Source organism: Streptomyces sp. NPDC001380, from assembly GCF_042895785.1.
Lineage (GTDB): Bacteria > Actinomycetota > Actinomycetes > Streptomycetales > Streptomycetaceae > Peterkaempfera.
In genome coordinates this window covers 1-22,010 of sequence record NZ_JBIAWP010000033.1, presented here as the reverse complement: position 1 = coordinate 22,010, position 22,010 = coordinate 1, and the positions used below count along the sequence as shown (strand labels likewise).

Genomic DNA, 22,010 nt, shown 5'->3' with positions numbered 1-22,010 from the left:
GGACCGGCCCTCCACCGTGGTGCGCGCCCGCCCCCGATCCTGGCAGGACCGTCACCGACGGGAGGCGCCCGCAGGACCCGGCAGGCCGCCGCAAGGCGCTCCGCTCCCTCCTCGTGACGTTCACAGCAGGTCAACTGCCTGGTCCGCCCCCGTTCCCGAGGCGTTCACCTCGCGGCTGTCCGATGGGATCGTCGGCCGCTCGTGCACCCTGTTCCGCAGCGGCCACCGAACTCGGCGGCGACCACGGGAACGTGATGGACAACTCAGGTGTGCGGGCGACCCCCAGGACGGTCTGCTTCCCGGTCGTGGAGGCCCTGCGGGAGATGGTCGACGCAGGCCTCCTGGAGCGGAGCCGCCTCCAGGACGCCGCCACGCATCTGACCGCCACCATGCACCGTGCCTTCGACCAGGCGCTGAGCTCGCTTCCGCAGCTGAAGGCAGCACGTGCCGACGTGCCGGCCCCTGCGGCGGAGCCGGCCGGCCACCCGGCCGACGGGCCGCTGCCATCCGAGGAGCCGGGAGCCGGTCCGGGTGACGTCCCCGACCCGGACACCGTCGGCTCCGGCACCCGGGCCGGCCGGACGCGGACGGGTCCGCGGCCCGAGGCCGGAACGGCCTTTCTCGACGCTCCGAGAGCGGCGCCCCGTCTCGCGTTGGACGAGACGCGGCTGCGCACGCTCGTGGACGCGGTGGCCGCCGAGCACCGGCTGCCCGACGGAGCGGCAGGACTGCCGCCGGAGAACTGTGTCTCGTTGCTCCGTCACCTCGAGCGCAGGCTCCACCCGGGCCTGTTCTCCGGCGGGCCCGCCCGGTGGGAGCCGCCGAGCGGTGTACGTGCCGGTACGGCCCTGGACGACCTCGCGGTCGGCACCGGCCGGGCCGCCGACTCCCTCACCGCAGGACGGGGCTGGGGCCGGGTCGGGACGTCCTGGGAGCCGCTGCTGTCGTCAGTGGCCGACCAGGGTGTCGGGACGACCGCGCTGGTCCTGGTCCACCGCCCCGGCGGCCTGATCGGGCACGCGCTGGCGCTGCACCAGACCACGGACGGCCCGCGGTGGATCGAGCTCCAGGGACCGGCCGGCGACCGGGTGCACGCCGCGGTGCCGGGCGGGCTGAGCCCCGCCCACGCCAGGGCCGTCCTGATCGACGCGGCCGGGAGGGTCGTCGGGCACGGCCTGCCGGACTGGCAGGAGTCGGACTCCACGGCGGTCGCCTCGATGGACGCGCCGGGCGACCGGCGCTACGGGGCCGCAGGCGCCGGCACGGGCGGGACGTCCCCGCGCAGGTTCCCTCCGGCACGGATCACCCGGTACGGCCGACTGGCCGCGTCGGACCTGGTGCTGAGCCTGACCCAGGAGGCGGCGGGCACCGCGGAGGTGGTCGAGGCCGTGCTCCGGCCGGTCTTCGGGGACGACCTCCCCGCGGCCCGGACGACCTTCGAGCAGTTCTTCTCCCCCGACACGCTGCGCCCCCTGCTCGCGGCGCTGACACGCGGTGAGCGCTGGGCCGCCGAGTTCACGGGCGGAGGGTGGTCCGGCGAGGTCTCGGTGACCGCCCGGGTCAGGGACCTGGAGTACCGGGAGACCCTGGCGAAGGTCGAGTTCGACACCGGTTCCGGACGCCAGGGCGCCGCCGAGCACTTCGAGGACCGGCGCCGCCGGGTCCAGGGCGGCGTGCAGGGGAGGCTGACGCTGGGGAGCTGGACGTTGAGCGCGCCGTTCGCGCTGATCGACGAGAGGCTCACGGCCACCAGGCGGTCGGAGGCGGCCAGGATCATCGCCCGGGGCAAGACGGTGGCGCCCGGCGGCCGCTTCGAGGGGAAGGTGGACCTCACCTTCGACTTCTCCCGTCTCACCAGGCACCGCAAGCCGCTCAGGACCGAGCCCGTCGACGTCCCCGGCATCGGCGTGTCCGTGGTCGTCCCGATCCACGACACGGTCGACGCCGAGGGCCGGCATCCCGTGTTCGGCGAACCGGTCGCGCCGCCGCCGCGGCTCGCGGCCGGCCGCATCGGGTCGTCCGACATCGTCACGGATGTCGCGCCGGCCGATCCGGAAGCACCGGACCCGGTCCCGGGCCTCCTCGATTCGCTGGACGCCGAGGGCCGGGCGTTCTTCGGCCCGGCCTGGGCGCAGGTCCGGGCGAAAATGGCCGCCACCCTCACCCTCACCGGGCTCCAGCAGGGCATCCGGGGGATGACCGCCGGGGAGCCGATGACGTTCGAGGTCCCCGGCGCGACCGGAGGGCTGGCCGCCCTCGTCGAGGTCACGGCGCGGGTCAAGGAGGCGCGTCAGAGCGGCGAGACCGGGGCGACGGAGTTCAACGTCGGCACCGGCATCGTGCGTTCCCACGCCCGGGGGGACCTCACCTCCGGTGCCGTCCAGCTGCCGGGGCAGTTCAACGCGTCCTCCATCAACGGCGACCCGGTGCTCGCGGGAGGAGGGGCCTACGTCCAGTTCGGCCGCGACCGCGGCCGCTCCTCCCGGACGGTCCACGAACTGGGGACCACGACGAAGACCAAGAAGCCCGGTGCCTACTTCGACTGCACCGCCGCGCTGCGGTTCGACATGTGGGAGGGCGTACCGCAGCGGGGCGCCCGGACCCACCGGGCGGAACGGGACATCGCCCTCACGGTGCTCGTCGAGAAGGAGGGGCCGGGCGCCGCCCCGGCACCCGGGAGCGAGGTGCCCGGGCCCCCCCGCACCGTGTGGGACCCGGTGCACGGCGGGCTCAACGACCGCGTCACGGTGCGCGACCTGTGGCGGATCGCCCGCCTCAGGCGCCGCATCGACGAGATCGGGCGGCAGGCGCTGGGCGCGGCGTGGGACGAGAGCCGCGGCCCGGTCCTCGCGGTGTTCGGCCAGCAGCACGTCGCGGCGAGGCTGACCGCGATGACCCGCGGTGAGCCGTTGCGGGCCGTGGTGGGCGGGCTCGGCCTCTCGGCCACGGCACGCGTGGTCGAGATGACGTACTCCGGTACGGAGGAGAAGGCCGAGCTCAACACCGTGAAGGAGACCACGACGACCGACGCGTCCCAGCGCCTCTGGTCCGACTCGCGGGCCGCGCAGGGCGCCCTCGGCGGCGCGGGGACGCTCGACGCGGCCGGGGACACGCTGGGCGCCGCCGCCACCGCCGCCGTGGAGTGGCGCCGACGCCAGGGCGCGCGGTACGGGTGGTCGGGCAAGGTCGTCGCGAACGGCAAGAGCCCCGTTCCCCAGGCGGTCTTCACTGCCAGGATCGCCGTCGACGTGACCGGTGACGGCGGCCCCGTCTCCACCGTCGAGCTGATGGCGGAGATCAGCATGGACGAACGGGAGACCGAGCGCCACACCGTCGGCCCCGACGGCGTCGCGGTCTTCACGCCGGCCTCCGAGGGGCGCAGGCGGGAGGACCGGCCCCGCGGCGACCTGGTCGCGCCGCCCGACCGCCTCACGAACCGCAGGGCGCTGGGCGGTTCCGACGTGGTCCACAGCATGGGTCCCGAGGCCCTCCGGGTGCTGGAGCGGATCGAGGCGGAGCTGGCGCGGAGGTTCACCACCGTTCCCGACGACGTCCGCGTACGGCTGCAGGAGCGCTTCGACCCGTTCGCCCTGGCCGCCGAGCTCTCCGCGCTCAGCCGCGGCGCGGAGATCCGAGCCGAGCTCCCCGTGCGCGGCAGGCGGGTGACGGTGGTCGTGCGTGCCGAGCTCCTCCCGGACTTCCGGCACACCGAGACGGTCGAGAAGTTCGAGTTCGAGAGCGGCACCCAGCACCGCACCTTCTCCGGGGCGGCCCAGGACGACTGGCGGCGGATGAGAGGCGGTGCCCTGGTGCGGGCCAAGGTCCCGTACGCCTCCGTCCTGGGGGGCTACCAGTACCTGAAGGACCGCAGCCGGCGGACCGCCGTGGAGAGCGCCGCCGGAACCTCCGCGCGCAGCAAGTGGGTGACGAGGGCAGAGCTGTTCACCGGCAGGGCGAGCTTCTCGGTCAGTGTCGAGGAGCACGGCCTGCTCGGGCGCCGGCCCGCGCCGCCGCACCAGGTCCAGGTGACGACCACCATCGCGGTGCCGGGCCACGACACGGGGACCGGGCCGGCGGTGAAGCGCGGATGGCCGAAGCGGATCGCGGACACCATGCGGCTGGGCGACTCCGACGTCGTCACCGACGTCTTCATGCTCGACCCGCCCGGTCCGGCCACCACGGCGGTCGAGGAGATGATCCGGCCGATCGAGCATAGGGGCGCCTCGGTCCTCGGCGGCGACTGGGCGGAGGTGAGGAGGAAGATCGTGCGCGAGCTGGAGGTCAACAGGCTGCACACCCGTCTCAAGCCGATGATGGCCGGACACCGGATCGTCGTCGGTCACGGCCGGAGCACCGTGCGGATCTCCGCGGCGGTCTCCCGGCTGGACCACGTCGCGGACACCGACGGGAACCCGGAGTTCAACTCCGGCACCGGCCTGCAGCGGGTCTTCGCCAGTCAGAACAACAACGCCACGGAAGGCAGCGGAAAGGGGCACGCCGTCTCCGGCGGTTTCCTGGCCGCCGTCGGCCCGCTGGACCCGGGCCCGGCCCTGGCGGTCGGCGGGAGCGCCACCTACAGCCGGGGCAGTGACCGGCAGGACGGCGAGGTGCGCTCGACCGGCTCCGGCGTGACGGTGAAGACCAAGCGTCCCGCACACGTCTACTCCGGCGAGGCCACGCTGATCTTCGACTTCGAACGTGACCCCGTGCTCGACCTGGGCCGTGACCGGATCGTCCCCGGCCCCCCGGCGGCGCACGAGGGGCCGGGACACGCCCTCGCCGCGTGGCCCGGCGCGGTCTGGCGGTCCCTGCGGCGGATCGGCACGGCCCAACGGACCATGGCCACGGCCAGGATCGGCTTCACCGCCATGGTCGAGAAGGGCGACGCACTGCCGTTGCGGCAGCCCCGGCCGGAGCCCGCCGCGCCGCCGCAGCCCGCGGACGTGGCGATCCCGCCCGACCGTGTCTGGCGGGCGGCCGACGGTCTCCGCGACACGGACGTGCTCCGCTGGCTCGGCGACTCCTCAGGAGTGCAGGACATCCTGCGCACGGTCGGCCCGGAATTCTTCGGCAAGCGCACCTGGGGCCGCATAGGGGAGCTGGCGCGGCACACCGTCGACCAGCCGAGGCTTGCGGCGCACCTGAATCTGGCCCCCGGCGGCCAGGAGCTCCGCACGCCGGCACCGCGGCGTCGCGCGCTCGAAGCCGAGACCGAGGTCAGGGTCGGGTTCCGGCTCGTCAGCCTGCGGTTCCGCGACTTCGACACGGGTGCGGAGCTCAGCCCGGCCAACGAGACCTCCTCGAACCGGACCAGGACCCAGCTCCACTGGGACTCCGCCGCGGGCCAGTTCGAGCTGGGCGCCAAGGCCGGGCTGGGCGCCGCGGACGGCACCCTGACGGCGACGGCCGGCGTCGAGCGGCGCACGCGCCACGGCTCGGCGCAGGCGGACACCGGCCAGGTGTTCTCCCACGCGAAGTTCCCGCAGAAGCTCGCCCGCTACGACGGATTCGCCAAGGTGACGCTGACCTTCGTCGACGGCGCGCGCGTGCGGCAGGAGCACGGCCTGGTCCCCGTCGCCGTCGACATCCCGCAGCAGGACACCGAGATCGTTCCGGTGACGGGCGACCGGCTCCCCGTCGTCTTCACCCCCGAGCGCACGCGAGGCGGGCTCGCCGAGCCCGAGGACGCCCACGCCGGGGCACCCGGCACCGACGTCGCCGGGCACGACGTTGCCGGGCACGACGCCGCCACTCCGCCCCGGCCCGCACCGGACCACGGCCCGGGGACGGACCCCACCGCGCTCACGGCACCGCCCCTCCAGGGCGCGTCCGCGCACGGCGCCGCCGATCCGGCCACCGTCCCCCCGCGCCCCCGCACACCCGAGGCGGAGCGCGCCGGCACCGCCGGAACCCGGGCCGCCGACACCACGGCGACCGCGCCCGGACCGCACAGCCGCTCAGCCGGCGGGCCCGACGCCACCGCCACCGGGGACCGCGGCACCGGGGACCGCGGCACCGGGGACCGCGGCGCCGGCGCCCCCCGGAGCACCCCGCTCCGGGCCCCGCAGGCCGCCGACACGCCGTCCTCGGAACCGGCCCCCCCGACCGGTCCCGCGGACCGGTCCGCCGCGCCCCCGGAGACGCTGGACGAGCGTTTCGGCCCGGCCGTGCCCCCCAAGCGCGTCAAGCCCGAGGAGCGCTATCCGCTCAGCGGGACCGTCCGTCCCAACCCCCTGTGGACCCGGCTCGAGGACCTCGACCCCGCCCGCCTGACGGCGAGCGAGGACGCCGTCTGGCTCTTCACCGTCACCGAGGCCGGGGATGTCGTCCTCGGGAGCGAGAAGGTCACCGGCATCCTCACCCCCGAGGAGTTCGACCAGCTCCACGCGGGTATCAGGCGCCGGGAGCCGGACCTCACGGCCGATCAGCTCCGTGCCCGGCTCGACGGGCTCGGGCACACCGGCCTCGCGCTGCACTTCACCGACGACACCCCCCACAACGAAGGCCGGGCCCGTGTCTCCGGGGAGTTCCGCTGGAGTCCCGAACACCGCTCCTGGGCGGTCAACGACAAGTCCGGCCGCTACATGAGCACCCAGGTCCGTCCCGGAGTCGACCCCCGCGACGCCGCCCGCTGGCTCGCCAACGCCGCCCAGCTCCTCTCCGCCCACATCGGGGCACCCGTGGCGGCGGTCCAGACCAAGTCCGCCGCGGCCAAGGCCCCTGCGGTCACAGCCCCTGCGGCCACGGCGCCTGAGGTGACGGCCCCTGCGGCCACGGCGCCTGAGGTGACGGCCCCCGCGGTCACGGCCCCCGCCGCCGGTGCGACGGCGCCCGTGACGCAGCAGCCTCTCGTCGAGGCCTACCGCGACCTGGCCTGGGCGGAACGGGCCTGGGACAAGCTCCCTTCGGACGACCAAACCGATCAGGTCCACCACGAGGTGCTGGCCATGGTCGGGGCGCAGGTCGAACTGCCGCTGCGGATCGGCGACGACACCCCCTTCGCGCAGCTGTCCGTGGGCGAGCGTCTGGCGCGCGCCCTGACCGTGCACGTCCTGCGCGGCCGGCTCCGCCTCGGGCCGGCGGACCAGTCGCAGCCGCAGTCGGACCAGGCCCCGGCTCCGGGCGGCGCGGCCGCGGTTCCGGACGTCCGGTCCTTCCTGGCGAACCTGACCGAGGTCGAGAGCCGCCCGCTTCCCCGCCCCCGCCCCCGTCTGCGAGCCGGTGCCCGGACGCTCCCGGCCGGCGGCCTCGCCCCCGGGGCCGCTTCCCCCGCGCCCGCGGACACCGGCAGCCACTCGGTCGACCTCGACGTCTCCGAGCTGTTCGCGATCCACACGGACGCCCTCGACCACGCCGACCCGGAGTCCCCGCGCCACGTCGGCGCGGGGCTGGCCCGTGACATCGAGCGGGTGCTGGCCGTCCGGTCCCTCATCGCCGGGGAGACGGTGATCAGACTGCGGCGGCCGCACGCCGTCAGCACCGTCGCGGCGAGCCAGGTGGTCCACCACGCGGTGCTCGCCCTCGGCGCCGGGCTGTACCTCGAACTCGCCCCGGGCGCCGTCATCCACATCTGCCCGCCGGTGTGACATGCGAGCGCCCGGACCTGGGCGGTGCCCCCGCGGCGGCGCCCGGGCCGGTCCGCGCGTCCGGTGGTGTCCGTGGCGCGGGGTGTGCCGGTGGGGCGCGGATGGCGCGCCGGCGGGCCGTCGATGACGGTCAGGCCGTTGCCGTGCCACGCCGCGTTCCCCGGCTCGCGCCCGTCCCCCCCGGGTGGTGCCCGGCTGCGTGCGGGCGGGCCTCTTCCTGTGCGCCGCTCCGCCATGGCCGCTCCCACCGGGGCATGTCCGGTGACACCGCGGCGGCGACCACTGCCCCCTCCCGGATCCCGCCGCCGCCCTTCATCGAGGGCGGCCCCGGATCCGGCAGGACGCACCTGCACGACCGCCACGCCGCCCGCCCCGGGCAGGATCCGGATGCGATGACAGCCGGACTGCTTCTTCCGGGAGGCAACCCTTGAGCGGCGTCATGTGTCGAACAGTCCACGACACGGATGGAGTGGCCATGACGCATTCCGGAGCGGAGCACGGGGCGATCGCCGAGCTGTTCACCGCCCCGTCCGTGTTTCTTTCCCAGCCCAAGTGGTCGGCCTTCCTGACCCGCCGTTCGCCTGTGCTCCTGGTGTCCGCGCCCGACGGCACGGCGTTGGGCGCCGTACGGGAGGAGGCGCCGCCGGGCCCGCTGTTCGAGCAGCTGTGGGCGAAGACAGGACGTCGGTTCCTGATGCGGGATGCGTCCGACATCCCGTTGCTGCACGTGGAAGTGGTTCCCGGGCGGTACGGATTCGGGCGGCGGTCGTTCCGCTTCACGGACGGCGGGGGCCGTTCCGTGGGGGAGGCGAAGCCGAAACATGCCATCTGGCAGTCCAAGGAGCTGGCGGTCCGGACGGCGGAGGGAACATCACTGCGGCTCGTCCTCGAGGACCCGCCGTGGTCGGGCTGGGTCGTCAAGGACGAGGCGGACGCCGTGCTCGGCACGGTCACCACCAGTACGGTCGAGAGCCTCACCGGCGCGCAGCGCTACACCGTCGAGTCGGGCGCGGGGCTGCCACCCTCGGGACGACGGGTGGTCATCGCGGCCGTGATCTGCCTGCACCTGATCCGCTGGCCGCCCCGGTAGCGGCCCCGGAAGCCCGCCGGGGGTCTTCGCGCAGGCCGCTGCCGGACCCGCGCGCCCCGAGGGGACCTCCACGCCCCGGCCGGTCCCCGGGGTGCGGGCCCGGCCGGTGGTCCGGCTGCCGTCGGGCACGGCGGACCCCGTCCGGTACGCCGGGGAGGTCCGGACCCGCCCCGGCGGCCGCGCCGAGGGCCGGGGGCACGTCCCCGGCCCTCGGCGCGGCCGTGGCATAGTTCTCCGGTCCTGTTCAGGCGGAAAGCGAGGAACGTCCCCCATGGCGGTGGGCATACAACGACGGCGCGCCCTGCGGCAGTGGGCGCTGGCAGCGGCGATGGCCGCGCTCGCCCGGCCGGGTCTCCTCGTGCTCGTCCTGGCCGCGCCGGCGCTCGCGTGGGCATTCCAGTGGTGGGCCCTGCCCGGGCCGCCGCTGATCTGTCTGCTGCTGGGCCTGTTCGGCCGGGCCGTCGACCCGGGCCCGCTGCCGGGCCGTGCCCTGCGACCCGACCAGGAGCCGGAACTGGCCGCCCTCGTCGCCCGCGTGGCGGAGCGGATGGAGGTCCGCGCCCCGCTGCTGGTGCGGGTCACCCCCGGACCGGACGCCGCCCTGACCACGGCCCGGGTCTCGGGACGGCGGGTCCTGGTCCTCCTCCTCGGCCTGCCCCTGCTGCGCGGCCTGCCGGCCGCGGAACTCGCCGCGGTCGTCGCCCACGAACTCGCCCACGCCCGCCACATCCGCCCCGCCGGTCACCGCCCTCCCGGCCACCGGCGCACCGCCTGCCTGCTGGCCGCCCGCGACATGCTCGCCGACCGCCTGCAGGACCGCCTGCGTCCCCCGGCCCGGCTGTCCGCACGCCTGCTGGCGGCCACCCGCGGCGAGGCGTGGGCCGCCGAGTCCGCCGCCGACGCGGACGCCGCCCGCGCGGTCGGCACCCGCGCCGTCCGCGACGCCCTGCGCCGTACCGAACCCGTCGAAGCCGCCTTCGCCGCCTTCGCCGAGCCCTGGTACGAGACCCTGGCGGAGGACGACGCCTACCCGGCCGACCTCTACGACGCCCTGGAGGCGGCGATGCGCGACCCCCACGTCGCCCGGCGCATGAGCGCCGCCGCCCAGGAGGCCGACCACCTGGCCGGCCTGGACCCCGCCAGCAGCCACCCGCCCCTGGACCGGCGGATCGCCGCCCTGCCCGACCACCCCGCCCCCTGTCCCGGCGCCGCCGGGTCCCCCGCCGACCCGCACCGCCCCGTCGCCCTGCGCTCGGCCGACGCCCTGCAGCAGTGGTGCGCCCTCGACCTGGCCCACACCGCCCCCGACGACGCCCTGCGCCCCGTCCGGATCCTCGACACCCCTCCGGAACGGCTCCGCATCCCGGCCGACGACGCCCGCCGCGCCCTGCAGGACGCCACCGACTCCGCCTGCCCCGACCTCGCCGCGGCCCTCGCCCTGCAGGCCGTCGAGGACGGCACCTGGCCCGACCTGGCCCACGCCCTGGACCCCGGCCTCGCCCGCCTCCTCCCGCCGCTGCGGGCCGCCGCCGCCCGCCAGGCCCTGGCCGGCTGCCTGGGCCACGTCCTGTCCGCGGCCCTCCTGGACGCCGGATGGAACCGCGCCGGCCGCTGGACGAGCAGCACCCTCACCGCCCCCGACGGCACCACCGTCGACCTGCACGCCCTCCTCACCCACGCCCTCGACACCGGGGACACCACCGCGGTCCGCCCCCTGCTGCACGCCGCCGAACCGGAAACCGCCGCATGACCGCCCCCCGCCCCGTCCTGAACCGCGCCCTCGCGGCCGTCGCCGCTGCCGCGGCCGCATGCGCCGTCATCACCGCCGACCTCGCCACCCGCGCCCACACCCACAGCCGCGCCCGCGACCGCGCCACCGCCACCGCCCGGGGCACCGTCGTCCAGGACGGCATCGGCGACAACGACGACATCCGCGTCCGCTGGCGCGACGCCGCCGCCCGCACCCACACCCAGCGGTTCGAGATCTATGCCACCGACCGCTACACCACCGGCCGGTCCTTCCTCGTCGCCTACGACCCGGCCGCCGCCGACCCCCGCGGCTTCCCCGCCGACCCCCAGGAGACCGCGGCCGAGGACGACCTCACCGTCCCCCTCGCGCTCACCGCGGCCGGCACCGGCGCCCTCCTGCTCACCTGGACCCTGCGCGGCCTGCTCCACCGCCGCACCGCCCGCCGCCCCGGTCCCACCCTGCCGGCCCGCGTCGACATCGGCACGCCCCTGCGCCCCGCCCCGTTCCGCAGCGGCGACACCGTCTGGATCGCCCTGCCCGGCGCCGGCGCCCCGCACGCCGAGACGCGCTGGCAGCGCGTCATGTGGCACCCCGCCCTGGACGAGCTGCCCGATGCCTTCGACGTCGTGGTCCACGGCGACCCGGCCGCCCGCCGGCGCGTCGTGCCGCACCTGCCCGACGGCACCCTCCTGGTCCCCGTCGGACGGCTGCGCCGCCGTCCCCCGGAGCGCTTCCTGCTCCAGGAGCGGTCCGCCGTGCGGGCCAGCCTGCGCGACTCCTTCACCGCCCCCGCCGGCGCGCCGCCCCCGCAGCCCGCGTCCTGGCTGCGGCGCGCGGCCGCGCCCGCCCTGGCCGGTACCGCCCTGGGCACCGCCATCGGCCTCCTGACCACCGGACCGGGCCCGTCCGTGCCGCTGTTCGCCCTCGCGGGAGCCGCGCTCCTGGTCAACACCCGCGCCCTGAGCGGCACCGAGGACTGACATTCCGGCCTGTCGGCGGGTCCGGGCAGGCGTCGTGGGCGTGTGCTCCGGGGTGGTGGCGCACCGGGGGCGCCCGTTCCGGCCGTCCGCGTCCGTTCGCTGCCGGACCGGCCCGGGGGAGGGTGAGCGGGGCCGGGCCGGCGGCCGGAGGCGGGCGGGGCGGCGGGGGAGGGGCGCCTTGCCGCGGTCGTGCGGTCGGAAGGTTGCTCCCCGGGGGTGTCGGCGCCCGTGGGGCGGGATCCGGCGGCGGCGCCGTGGCGTGCGGCCCGGCGAGTGTGTGCGGGGTGCCGGGGATGCCCTGGGGCGGGCGGATTCCCGCGTCGGCGTGCTGTCCCGCCCCGGCGCCCGCACTGCCGCGTGGCGTCCGGCTCCAACGCACCCGGTGTCCGTCCCGGCCGGGGGATGCCCCTCGCCGGGTCCGTGGCCGAGCCCTCCTGCCGGGTCGTGCGGGTCGGGCCTGCCGGCCGCGTCGGGGCGGTCCCGACGGCGGGGCGGATCCCGGACAGGCCCTGCGTCGCGCGGCGGCCGTCCGCCGGACCTCACCGGCCCGGCCCGGCCGGGGCCGGGTCCGGTTCCCTTCCCCCGGGTGCGCCGCCGGGGCCGGACCGGTCGGCGGGTGGCGCCGGGCCCCTGCCGGGCCCCGGTCCTCCGTCACGGCGTCTGCGCGCGGGGGTGGCCGGGTTGTGGGTCAGTCGAAGCGGATGTGCCGGGCGCTTGTCCAGGCCCGGCGCAGGCGTCCGCGCAGGGCGCTGTCGGTGTTCGCGGTGAGCGTCAGTCCGCAGCGGGCGGCGATGCGGTCGGCGGCCTGCGGGACGGTGAGGCGGTCGGTGGACAGGTGTTCGGCGAACTCCGCCTCGCGCAGGCGTTCCAGGCACAGGTCGAGCTTGGACACGGCGAAGCTTTCCCGGCGCAGGGGTGCGTCCTTCCCGGCGGCGAACCGCACGGCGTGTCCGAGGCCTCGTTCGCGCAGCCGGTGCAGCACCGTCTCGCGGTCGGCGAGCAGCGCGAAGTGCCGCACGTCGTGGCCGCGTTCGCGCAGCCGGCCGACGGTCTCCCGGAAGTACGACGGTTCCACGACCGTCATCGGCACGACCACCACGCCGTCGTGTCCGTTCAGGGCGCGGTCCAGGACCTCGTAGACGCCCTGCCGCCAGGCGGGGAGGTCCTGGAAGTCCCCGCGCAGGGACGGCGGTGCCATCCGGTGCAGTCCGAACCCGACGTGCTCGGGATCGCAGATGACGCTGCCGGGAAGCCGCCGCTGGATCTCGTGCGCGGTCTGGGTCTTGCCGCCGCCGAACGGCCCGTTGATCCACAGGAGCATGGGCCGACCCTACGTCCCCCGCCCGCGGCCGGCGGTGCGCTGCCGCCGGCCGGGGGCGGGGCGCCGGCCCCGGGGCCCCTCGCGCCGGCGCATGGTCCGGGGCCCGCTGCTCCTGCTCCCCGGTCCGGGTGGTCCCGTCCCCCGCGCCGGGCCGGGAGGCCCGGCAGGCTGCCCGGCGGGTGGTGGGGCCGCCGCCCCGGTCCGGCGGGCGGCCCCACCGCCGGGCAGGGGCTCCTCACCCGCCCGCCCGCGCGCCCGCCCGGCCTCCCCGCGTCCCGGCCGGTGGGCGCTTGCTGCGGTGCCCTCGCACAGGGGGGCGGCTCGGCCTCGGGCTGGGACGGGGGTGGGGGTGGTGGGGTCGGGCGCGGTGTTGCGGGCGGTTCGCCTGGCGGCCGGTGTCCGGTGGTGTTCGTTCCGGTGGTGTTCGTTCCGGGGGTGGGTGTCTGGGGGTCAGGGGTGGCGGGTGGGCTGGTGGTCCTGCGTGGTTAAGGCGGACTGGTCGGCGGTGGTCTGCCGGTAGGAGTCGGGGTCCTGCGGTGGGTGGGCGGGAAGCGCGGCCGGCCACCCCTGCCACGGTCTTCCCGGGGTCAGGAACCGGCCGGCTCGTGCTGTGCCCTGCCCGGTGTCGCACGTCGACGGCCTGACCTCGCGCGCGGCGGGGGACTGGACGGCCGCTGCCCGGTCGATGGTCTCGTCGTCCGCGACGGGGAGGCGGGCATGGCCTGGCCGGTCCAGGACGATCGTCTCCGCGTTCACATGGTGAAGGGCCCGTTGTTCGCGAAGACGAGCTCGGCGAAGTTCTCGCCGATGCGGCGGTGCCCTTCGGGGCTGGGGTGGATCGCGTCCGGCAGGGGGAACTCGTCGTGGTCGCTCTCGCCGTAGAGGTTGAGTCCGTCGAGGTAGTGGAGGTTGGGGTCTTCGACGGACCGCTGTCTGACGATGTCAGCCAGGACGTCGCGGACGACCGTGAGCGTCAGCCGTCCGGTGGCGGTCTCGGCCGGATCGCCGGTGGCCTTGAACTTCAGGGTTCCACTGGAAAGGTCCGGCATGAGGGGTCCGGGGGTGTGCTCGTGGGTCGGGCACAGGAGGGGGGAGACCAGGAGCAGGGGGGTTGCGGGGTGGCCCTCGCGGATGGTGTCGAGGAAGCCGTGGACGGCGGGGGCGAAGGCGCGCAGGCGCATGGCGTCGCTGTTGACGACGTTGATGCCGAGCTTGAGGCTGATCAGGTCTGCGGGGGTGTCGCGCATCGCGCGGGCGGTGAACGGGTCGACCAGTGCGCTGCCGCCGAATCCGAGGTTGATCAGCTCCACATCGCCTGCGGTGGCGGCCAGGGCGGGCCAGATGGTGCTGGGGGACGCGGCGTTGGATCCGTGGCTGATGGAGCTGCCGTGGTGCAGCCACACCCGGCGCCCCCGGTGGGGGGCGGGCTCGACGGGGGCGTCGGTGCGCAGGGCGACGACCTCGGTGGCCTCCGCGTGCGGGAGCCAGATCTCGATGTCCTTCTCGCCTGGGGGCAGGCCGGTGAAGTGCGCGGTGCCGACGGGGCCCGGGGTGAGTTCCGCAGCCTGGGTCTGCATGTCGGTGATGGTGCGCAGGTTTCCGCCCTCCACGGTGGCCTGGGCGGTGAGGCCGCCGTCGACCAGCAGGTCGTAGATGCCGTCCGGCTGGGGCGGGAAGCCCCGGTAGACGCGCTTGGTGGGCAGGGTGTCCAGTTCGACGGCGGTGGCCCGGGTGCGGAACGCCAGCCGCACCCCGGAGGGCTGGGCCTCGGCCGTGGCCAGCCGGTCGTCGGGGATCTGCCGGCGGGCCCGGGCGGGCAGCCGGTGCGGCAGCAGGCCGTGGGCGGTCTCCTCCACGTCGAGGTGTCCGCGCAGGAAGTCCGCGGTGAGGGGGGTGGTGATCAGGTTCTGCCCGTTGCTCATTGCTTCGAGCCTCTTGTGATCCGCAGGGTGAGGTGCCGGGTCCGCACGGGGGCCGGTGCGGGTGACGCGGCTCGGTCAGGGGGTGGACCGGTTCCGCAGGGCGGTGTCGAGGCAGTCCAGGGTCCAGGCCCAGGACTGCTGCGCGGCGATGTCCGTGTGGTCGAACGCGCCGGCCGCCTCCAGGGAGGCGTAGCCGTGGAAGACGCTGCCCAGCATGCGGACCGCGTGCGTCTGGTCCGGCTCACCCAGGTCGTAGCCACGGAGGATCGCCCGCGTCATCTGCGCGTGGCGGACGCCCGCGCTGGCCGCGGCGGTCTGCGGGTCGAGCCGGTACCGGGCCGCCTCGTACCGGCCGGGGTGCGCCCGGGCGTAGTCCCGGTAGGCGTTCGCGAAGGCCGTCAGGGCGTCCTTGCCCGCGCGCCCGGCGACGGCTTCTGCCACCCGGTCGGCAAGCTCCGCCAGCGCGAGCAGCGCGATCCGGGTCTTCAGCTCGTGGGAGCTCTCGACGTGCGCATACAGGCTTGCCGGCTTCACGCCGAAACGCCGGGCGAGCGCGGACAGGGTCACCTGGTCGAAGCCCGCCTCGTCGGCGAGTTCCGCACCGGCGAGCGTCAGCCGCTCCGGGCTCAGTCCCACCCGAACCACAACCATCACCTGCTCTCGCTTTTCCTATGATAAGCATGAATTAACCTACACCTTATAGGCAAAGGTTGTCTCGTCGGCCTCGGGGGGATCGGTACAGCCGTGGGAGCTGAGGACGATCATGGTCGGTCGGCGCGCCGACTGGGGGCCCCGCCGGGGTTCGCGGAGAGCTCGCCGGGCCGGTGCGGGGCTGGCCACGGCCCGCTCGTACCGGTGGAGCCTCTGACTGATGAGCGGGCCCAGGCGTACGGGAAGTGCGCCGAGGAGCTGCGCCGCCCTCGCCGGCGGTCGGTTCGTGCGCACCGTCTCCGGCGTCGTCCACCGCCGCTGCCGGGGCGGCCCGTGGCGCTCCGGTTCCCCGTGCCACCGTTCGGCTGCGCGGAGCTCGACCCGATGTCCGCCCCTGGCTCCTGCTCGGCACCCCCCGGTCCCGGCCCTTGCGGCCTCCGCCGCCGTTGATGTGGGTCCCGGCCGTGACCGGGGTCCGCGGGTGTGGGCCTGCGCCGTGCGGTGCGACGTCCCGGGCCGCGTCGACGGCGCTCCTGCCGGCTGCTGAACGCCGAGCGGGCGCAGGCCGCCGGCGGCGGCCGGACCCTGTCGGACATCGGCGGCCACCGCTGTGCCTTCCGGCATCCGTGCCTGCACGGCCACCGCAGCGTCCGGGCCCCTGCCGGCCACGGCCACGGCCGCGACGTCCGCCGTGACACCCGCTGGGGCGTCCGCCGGGACTGCCGTGCCTGCGTGGGGGGGGTGGGGGGGCGACGACCGCGGCACCGCCGTCCTGCGCGACGGCCGGGCCCGCCTCGTCGGCCGCGAGACCTGGGGCCGGCACCGCCGCGGCCGCCGTTCTCGCGGGAACCCGCCCCCCTTCCCCGGAAGGCCAGCGGTCTTCGCGCGCGGCCTGCGGCACTGTCGCCTGCGCACGGGGCCGCGGGCCCGCAGCCCGTGCGGCGTCGCCGCGAGTGCTGTGCCGCGTCGCTCACCGCTGTGCCCGCCTACGGGGCGTCCGCTGCCGGTCCGGTGCCGGGCGCGGCGGATCGGCACCCGCCGCGACACCCGGGGGAGTGATCCGCCCGCTTCCGCGCCCCCGCCCCGGTGGAACGGAGGAAGACCGGCGGAACCGTGACGGCTCCGGCGAGCGGGGACACCCCCACCGCACCGATCGAGGGCCGGCGACCCGCGGCACGCCGCGCCGCTGTGCGGCTGCGCCCACCGGCTCCGGCAAGGGCGGCCGGCCTGCCGTCCGGCCGCCCGCTCTCCCCCCGGTCCGACTGCCGCGGACCGCGGGCGGCCGCCGTGAGCCTGCCGCTCGCGTCGGCCGCCTCCGCCGTCCGTCGCACAACGGCCGGCGAGCCCGTGCCCACGGAGCCACACCCGCGCGGACCAGGGAACGCCGCGACAGCCCGGGGACCGCCCGCGCCCGCAGCCGGTGCACGCGCGGTCAGTCGGCCCCGAGCCGGATCGCCTCCACGGCGGCCCAGTCGAGCAGCCCGCCCTCACACCCCGCCGGGACCATCGCGTAGGTGGAGTCCAGCCACCGCCGCACCTCGGCCAGGTCCGCCTCGAACGTCGCCTGGCCGTCGGGCCGGTCAAGACTGAAGTAGAGACCGCGGCCGGACCCGCGCCGCACCGGGTCGGGCCAGACCCGGAAGTCGCCCTCTCCGCTGGGCTCCCGGGTGCCCGCGTCGAGCAGGTCCCGGCCCACCACCCAGGTCGCGGCGGTGCCCTCCACAGGTACGAGGTCGATGCCCACAGCCAGCGGATCCCGCGCGCTGTAGCGGAACCAGCACACCACCTCGGGCGGCGACCACGGCGTGAACATGCGGTACACGGTCGTGCGGAGCGAGGGGTGGCGGTCGCCGGCCGGGTTCCCGCCGGCGAAGTCCGGCTGCTGGTCCTTCATGGGGCTCTCCATCTTTTCGCGGTGTTCGGTACGTGACGTCGTCGCCCATGGTGGGCGGCGCACGTCGTGAGGTGCATCGGTAGACCGACTGCCGACGATGTCCGCCGCACGTCCCCTCCGGTGCCGGTCCGCCCCTTCGGCGGGGCGTCACCCCTCCCGAAGGGCCGCACCACGACCGGGAACGGCTCCGCAGCCCCGGACGGAGCCCCGGCGCACCGCACCTTCGGCCCCGCCGGCCTGCTCCTCCGCCCGCAGCGCGGGTTCCGCCGTGCCGTCGTCATCCGCGCGCCGAGACGGCCGATCCCTGCCCTGCCGCCGCGCCGGAGAGCCGACCGCGCCCGCGCGGCGACCTGCACGCGGCATCGCCGGACGGCTCGGGTCCTGCGGGCGGACGCCCCCGGGCGGATCCCTCCGCCGGGTCCCGGTGTCCGCCACCGCGCTCCCGCCGGGCCCGGCGGCCTGTTGCGCGCCGGCCGGGCGTCTCCCCGCTGCCGGCCCCGCACGGCACGGGTGCAGCTTCGGTTGCCTCCCCTCCCACGGGCGCCGCGGCCGACGGCGCGGCCGTCGGCCCGGGAAGCAGGATCCCGGCCGTCTGCAGCCGGACGGCCCGGACCGGGCAGCCGGATGACGGGCCGGGCGTGCGGACTGCCGCCGTGACGGTCCAGTCGCATGACAGAGGCGTACGGCCGGCCGTCGCCTCCATGCTGGATCCGGCGGCCGGCGAAGAGCCCGGCCGTGCAGGACCCGACCCCCTCGAAGGACCGGCGGGGCCGCTCTCCGCTCCACAAGCCCCTGCGAGCCCGAACGGCAACGGCCGCGAGAGGCGGAAAGGCACGCCATGGCTGACATCCCCGCGGACAGGGCTGTTCCGAGCGCCGATCTCCTGGTCCCGGACACCCCGGTCGTGCTGTTCGTCGACCGTCGACCCCGGATGTCCGTCGGTGCGGGCAGCGGTGACCGCGCCGCGCTCACCAACGGCATGATCGGCTCGGCCAAGGGCGCGAAGCTCCCCGACGTGCCCGCCGTGCTGACCAGGGCCGCCACCGGGTTCTGACGAAGCGGGGGCCGAGAGGGCCGTACGGCTGCTGACGAGGGACGGCCGGGGCCCCGCCTTCGCGCGGCCCGCGACGATGCCGTCCGCCGCGGCCTCGCCGTCCTCGGGGAACCCACCGCTGACGGCCTGTCCCCGGCCGGCGATCGCCAGCGGGTCCGCGGAGGGCGCCGGACCGCGCGGGCGGCCGGCGCCGGCCGGACCAGGGGCGGCCTCCTCCTGGCTGCGGGCGGCCTCGCACCACCGGCCGCCGTCCTCATCGGCGTGATGACCGTCGCCGTCATCGTGAAGGGGAACAACGGCCCGTGGGTGCAGGACCACGGACACGAGCACCCCTTGGCACCGGTGCTCGGCCCCGCGACGCCCGCCCGGTCAGGTGGCGGCCCGGCCCTCCTGTGCCTCCAGGGCGTCGCGCAGCATGGCCCGGGAGGTGATCCCCAGCTTCGGATAGATCTGGTAGAGGTGAGCGCCGACCGTCCTGTGGGAGAGGAAGAGGCGCTCCCCGATCTGCTTGTTCGTCAGGCCGGAGGCCGCCAGCCGGGCTATCTCGCGCTCCTGCGGGGTGAGCTCGAACGCCCTCGGCGTCGCGGTGTGCCGCCTGCCCGCGCCGGCGGCGCGCAGTTCCGTCTCGGCGCGCTCCACCCACGGCCGGGCGCCGAGGTGCTCGAAGGCGGACAGGGCGGCGGCGAGCGGGCCCCTCGACTCCGTGGTCGCCCTGGCGCGTCTCAGCCGCTCGCCGTGGGCGAGCTGCACACGGGCGAAGTCGAAGGACCACCGCTGCGCGCCGGTGGTGGCCAGGGCCTTCGCGAACAGCCGCAGGGCCTCGTCGTCGTCAACGGCGCACAGGGCGGCCGACGCCTCCGTCAGCAGGGCGTGCCGCGCGGAGATTGCCGCGACGCCGGCCTGCCTCATCGCGCTGACGTGGGCGGCGGCCTCGGCGTGCCGGTTGGTCCTGACGGCGGCCTCCACCAGGTCCATCGTCACCCACAGGGCGTGCGGCACGTGTGAGGCGAGGGTTCCGGGCGAGCTGACGGCGCTCGCCTGTTCGAAAGCGCCGGTGAAGTCCCCGCGCCCCAGGGCGGCCACCGTCGACGCGTGACGGCTGTAGTGCGCGGCGCACCACGCCCCGCGGGGCATCGCCCAGTGGAGGATCCGTTCCGCCGTCGACTCCGCCCGTTCCGTCTCGCCCCGTGCGGCGGCCAGGACGGCCTGGACGTACTGGAAGTACCAGGCGAAGGCGCTGTATCCGTGGCTCCCGCACAGCTGGAGCCCCTCGTCGGCCAGCGTCGCCGCCTCGTCCCACAGGCCGGTGAGGTAGTCGTCCAGGCACAGGTGGATCAGCCCGGACAGGTAGCGGCGGGCCGGGCCGCCGTCACGGCCCATGCGCACCACCCGCCAGGCCGCTTCGCGGACGTCTCCCAGCCGGTCGGCGTACAGGGCTGCGGTGCCGACCCGCGTGATCTGGACGGGGTCGCTCGTACCGGGCAGTCCCGCCAGGAGTTCGTCGATCTCCTGCGATGCGGCGGCACCTCTGCGCGCCGGGTCGGAGAACGTCTTGCCCAGCGCGGACAGCACGAGCGGCGGCTTGGGCGTCATCTTGTCCAGTGCCCGGTAGTACGGCTCCCACAGGTCCGGCCGCGCACCGAAGAAGCAGACCAGTGCGAGCGCGTGCAGGGCGTCCACCAGGGCCTCGTCGCCGGCGTCGTACCCGTGGTCACCGGCCTCGACGGCCCCGACGAGCAGGCGGTGGGCCGTGTCGATGTCACCGTCGCCGTTCAGCATCAGAAGGGCGGCGGCCGCCACCGAGTGCAGGGAGCCCTTCAGGTCCGGTGCCATGTGCCGGGCGTCGTCCAGGAGCCTCTGGGCGCTGGGCAGGGCTCCGGTGGACTCCGCACTGACGTAGGCGGCCTCCGCCAGCCTGCGGCTGCGGTCGGAGCCCTGCGGGGTCAGGTCCGCGGCCCGGATCAGCGTCCGGATGCCGCCGCCGGCGTCGCCGCGGCGCAGGGTGATGCGCGCCGCCTTCTCCAGCAGTGCGGCGACCTCCTCGTCGGGTTCGACGGTCGCCTCACCCAGATGCCAGGCCCGGCGCTCGGGCTGGTCCACCAGAACGCGGGCCAGCACCGCGTGCACCTCCCGCCGCTCCACGCTGGTGGAGTTCTCCACCACCGCGGACCGGATGAGCGGATGGCGGAACCGCAGGCGCCGCGCCCCCTCGTCGATGTAGACCAGGTGGTCGCGCTCGGCGGCTGCCAGATCGGCCAGGCCGTACCCGTCGTCCGCCTGCCGTGAGGCGGCCTGCAGGATCCCGAGGTCCCCCGTGCCCTCCAGCGCGGCCAGCAGCACGAGGCGGCGCGACGGGAGCGGCAGGGCGGTGATCCGTGAGCCGAACAGTTTTTCCAGGCGCCTGCCGAGCGGGAGCACGACGGGCATGTCCTCCACGGCCGCCTCCCGCATCGTGGGCAGAGCGGAGGGCAGTTCCAGCAGGGCCAGCGGGTTGCCGCGGGCCACCGTCAGCAGCCGCCGGCGGGCGCCGCCGCCCAGGTCCGGGAACCTCGTGCCGACCAGGTGGGTGGCCGATGCGTCGTCCAGCGGCTGCAACCGGTACTCGGGCAGGGCACCGCCGTCGTACAGGCTCCGCGATCCCGTGCGCGACGCGGCGAGGAAGCTCACCCCGACACCAGGCACCCGTCGGGCGACGAAGCCCAGCACGGACGCACTCGCCCGATCGATCCAGGGCAGGTCGTCGACGACCAGCACGAGCGGGTCACCGGCTGCGACCGTCCGCAGCAGGAGCAGGACCGCATTGGAGACGACCAGCTGTTGCGGGGGCGGGCCGCTGTCGAACCCGAGCGCGATGCGCAATGCGTCGCGGAAGGGCGGCTCGAGGCTGTCGAGCGCGTCCCGGACCGGAAAGAGCACCTGGTTGAGCCCCGAGTAGCTGCAGTCCGCCTCGAACTCCACGCCGGCGGCTCGCAGGACTCGCGCCCCCTCCGAGCCCGCTCCCCGGGCGACGGCGTCCAGCACCGCCGACTTCCCGACCCCCGCGTCCCCGGAGAGCAGCAGCGCCCCGCCGCCGGCACCGACGCCCAGAAGACAGCGGATTTCCCGCAGGTCGCGGTCCCGACCGATCAACGGCCCCGCAACGCTGTGCTGAATGAGATCACTGCCCACCGCTACCTGCTCCTGTCGCCGTACGCAACCATTCCGACGGGTGAGGCGTTGCAGCCGTGTCGGTCGGCCTGCACCCGGCGTCCCGATCTGCCCTGGCAGTGTATGCGAGATGGCATGTTGGACACCATGTCCATCATATCTGCGCAAAGTGATGCTGAACGGATCCGATCCCAGGAAGGAGGCCCGCGGCGCAGGGCCTGCGGCGCGTGGGGCCGCCGGGGTCGGCGGGGCCGGATCGGGGGCTGCCTGCTCCGAACGCCCGCCGCGGGGCGGCGCCGTCTGCGCGACTGCTGCCCGGCCCACCGGAGCCCGGGCGGCGTCCTTCGCCCGCGGGGGCGCGGAGCGGCGCGGCACCGGGCGGGCGGTGCCGGGCCGCTCGTGCGCCGTGCCGCTCGCGCACCGGCGGGGTGTCGGCTTTCAGCCCTGGCGGGCCTTGGATCGGGGGTCCTTCGTGTTGCGGGCGGTGCGGCGGGTCCGGTGCCGTGGGGGGGGTGGGGTGGGCGGGTCGCGGTGTGCTGTGTCGCCGGGGGGTCCGGGGCTGTTTTCGGTGGGGAGCTGCGGGGGGTGTCCGGGGCGGCGGGGGGCCGGGTGTCC

General features: G+C 76.0%; 11 protein-coding genes. 5 read left to right on the top strand and 6 right to left on the bottom strand.

The genetic code is table 11. The features are described from left to right. The first annotated feature begins 254 nt into the window (after positions 1-254). The 4 genes from ACFY07_RS26755 to ACFY07_RS26740 all read left to right on the top strand — a co-directional run bounded on the left by ACFY07_RS26755 (position 255) and on the right by ACFY07_RS26740 (position 11,406). Positions 255-7,586, top strand: a complete 7,332-nt coding sequence (locus ACFY07_RS26755) for a hypothetical protein (RefSeq protein ID WP_390872114.1) — start codon at positions 255-257, stop codon at positions 7,584-7,586. 475 nt (positions 7,587-8,061) lie between these two features. Further along, entirely contained in the window at positions 8,062-8,676 is a 615-nt protein-coding gene (locus tag ACFY07_RS26750; protein WP_390872113.1) for a hypothetical protein, read from the top strand. A gap of 271 nt (positions 8,677-8,947) precedes the next feature. After that, on the top strand, positions 8,948-10,426 hold the full coding sequence (locus ACFY07_RS26745; RefSeq protein WP_390872112.1) for a M48 family metalloprotease: 1,479 nt from the start codon (positions 8,948-8,950) through the stop codon (positions 10,424-10,426). After that, on the top strand, positions 10,423-11,406 hold the full coding sequence (locus ACFY07_RS26740; RefSeq protein WP_390872111.1) for a hypothetical protein: 984 nt from the start codon (positions 10,423-10,425) through the stop codon (positions 11,404-11,406). Before ACFY07_RS26745 ends, ACFY07_RS26740 begins: the two co-directional genes overlap by 4 nt. A gap of 688 nt (positions 11,407-12,094) precedes the next feature. Here ACFY07_RS26740 and ACFY07_RS26735 read toward each other — a convergent pair. From ACFY07_RS26735 to ACFY07_RS26715, 5 genes are all read right to left on the bottom strand, one after another. Then, entirely contained in the window at positions 12,095-12,727 is a 633-nt protein-coding gene (locus ACFY07_RS26735) for an AAA family ATPase (RefSeq protein ID WP_390872110.1), read from the bottom strand. 450 nt (positions 12,728-13,177) lie between these two features. Beyond that, positions 13,178-13,483, bottom strand: a complete 306-nt coding sequence (locus tag ACFY07_RS26730) for a hypothetical protein (RefSeq protein ID WP_390872109.1) — start codon at positions 13,481-13,483, stop codon at positions 13,178-13,180. After that, positions 13,480-14,649 (bottom strand): GDSL-type esterase/lipase family protein, encoded by a 1,170-nt coding sequence (locus tag ACFY07_RS26725; protein WP_390872108.1) that lies wholly within the window; start codon positions 14,647-14,649, stop codon positions 13,480-13,482. The genes ACFY07_RS26730 and ACFY07_RS26725 overlap by 4 nt, the downstream gene beginning before the upstream one ends. A gap of 75 nt (positions 14,650-14,724) precedes the next feature. Further along, on the bottom strand, positions 14,725-15,294 hold the full coding sequence (locus tag ACFY07_RS26720) for a TetR/AcrR family transcriptional regulator (protein ID WP_390872125.1): 570 nt from the start codon (positions 15,292-15,294) through the stop codon (positions 14,725-14,727). Between the two features lie 1,438 nt (positions 15,295-16,732). Next, positions 16,733-17,194 carry an SsgA family sporulation/cell division regulator gene (locus tag ACFY07_RS26715; protein ID WP_390872107.1) on the bottom strand — a complete coding sequence of 154 codons (462 nt, stop codon included), beginning with the start codon at positions 17,192-17,194 and terminating at the stop codon, positions 16,733-16,735. 838 nt (positions 17,195-18,032) lie between these two features. Between ACFY07_RS26715 and ACFY07_RS26710 the strand changes: the two genes are divergently transcribed. Next, the gene (locus ACFY07_RS26710) at positions 18,033-18,248 is read left to right on the top strand and encodes a hypothetical protein (RefSeq protein ID WP_390872106.1); all 216 of its coding nucleotides are present in this window, start codon (positions 18,033-18,035) and stop codon (positions 18,246-18,248) included. Between the two features lie 369 nt (positions 18,249-18,617). Here ACFY07_RS26710 and ACFY07_RS26705 read toward each other — a convergent pair whose 3' ends face one another. Next, the gene (locus ACFY07_RS26705; RefSeq protein WP_390872105.1) at positions 18,618-21,377 is read right to left on the bottom strand and encodes an ATP-binding protein; all 2,760 of its coding nucleotides are present in this window, start codon (positions 21,375-21,377) and stop codon (positions 18,618-18,620) included. Positions 21,378-22,010 lie beyond the last annotated feature (633 nt).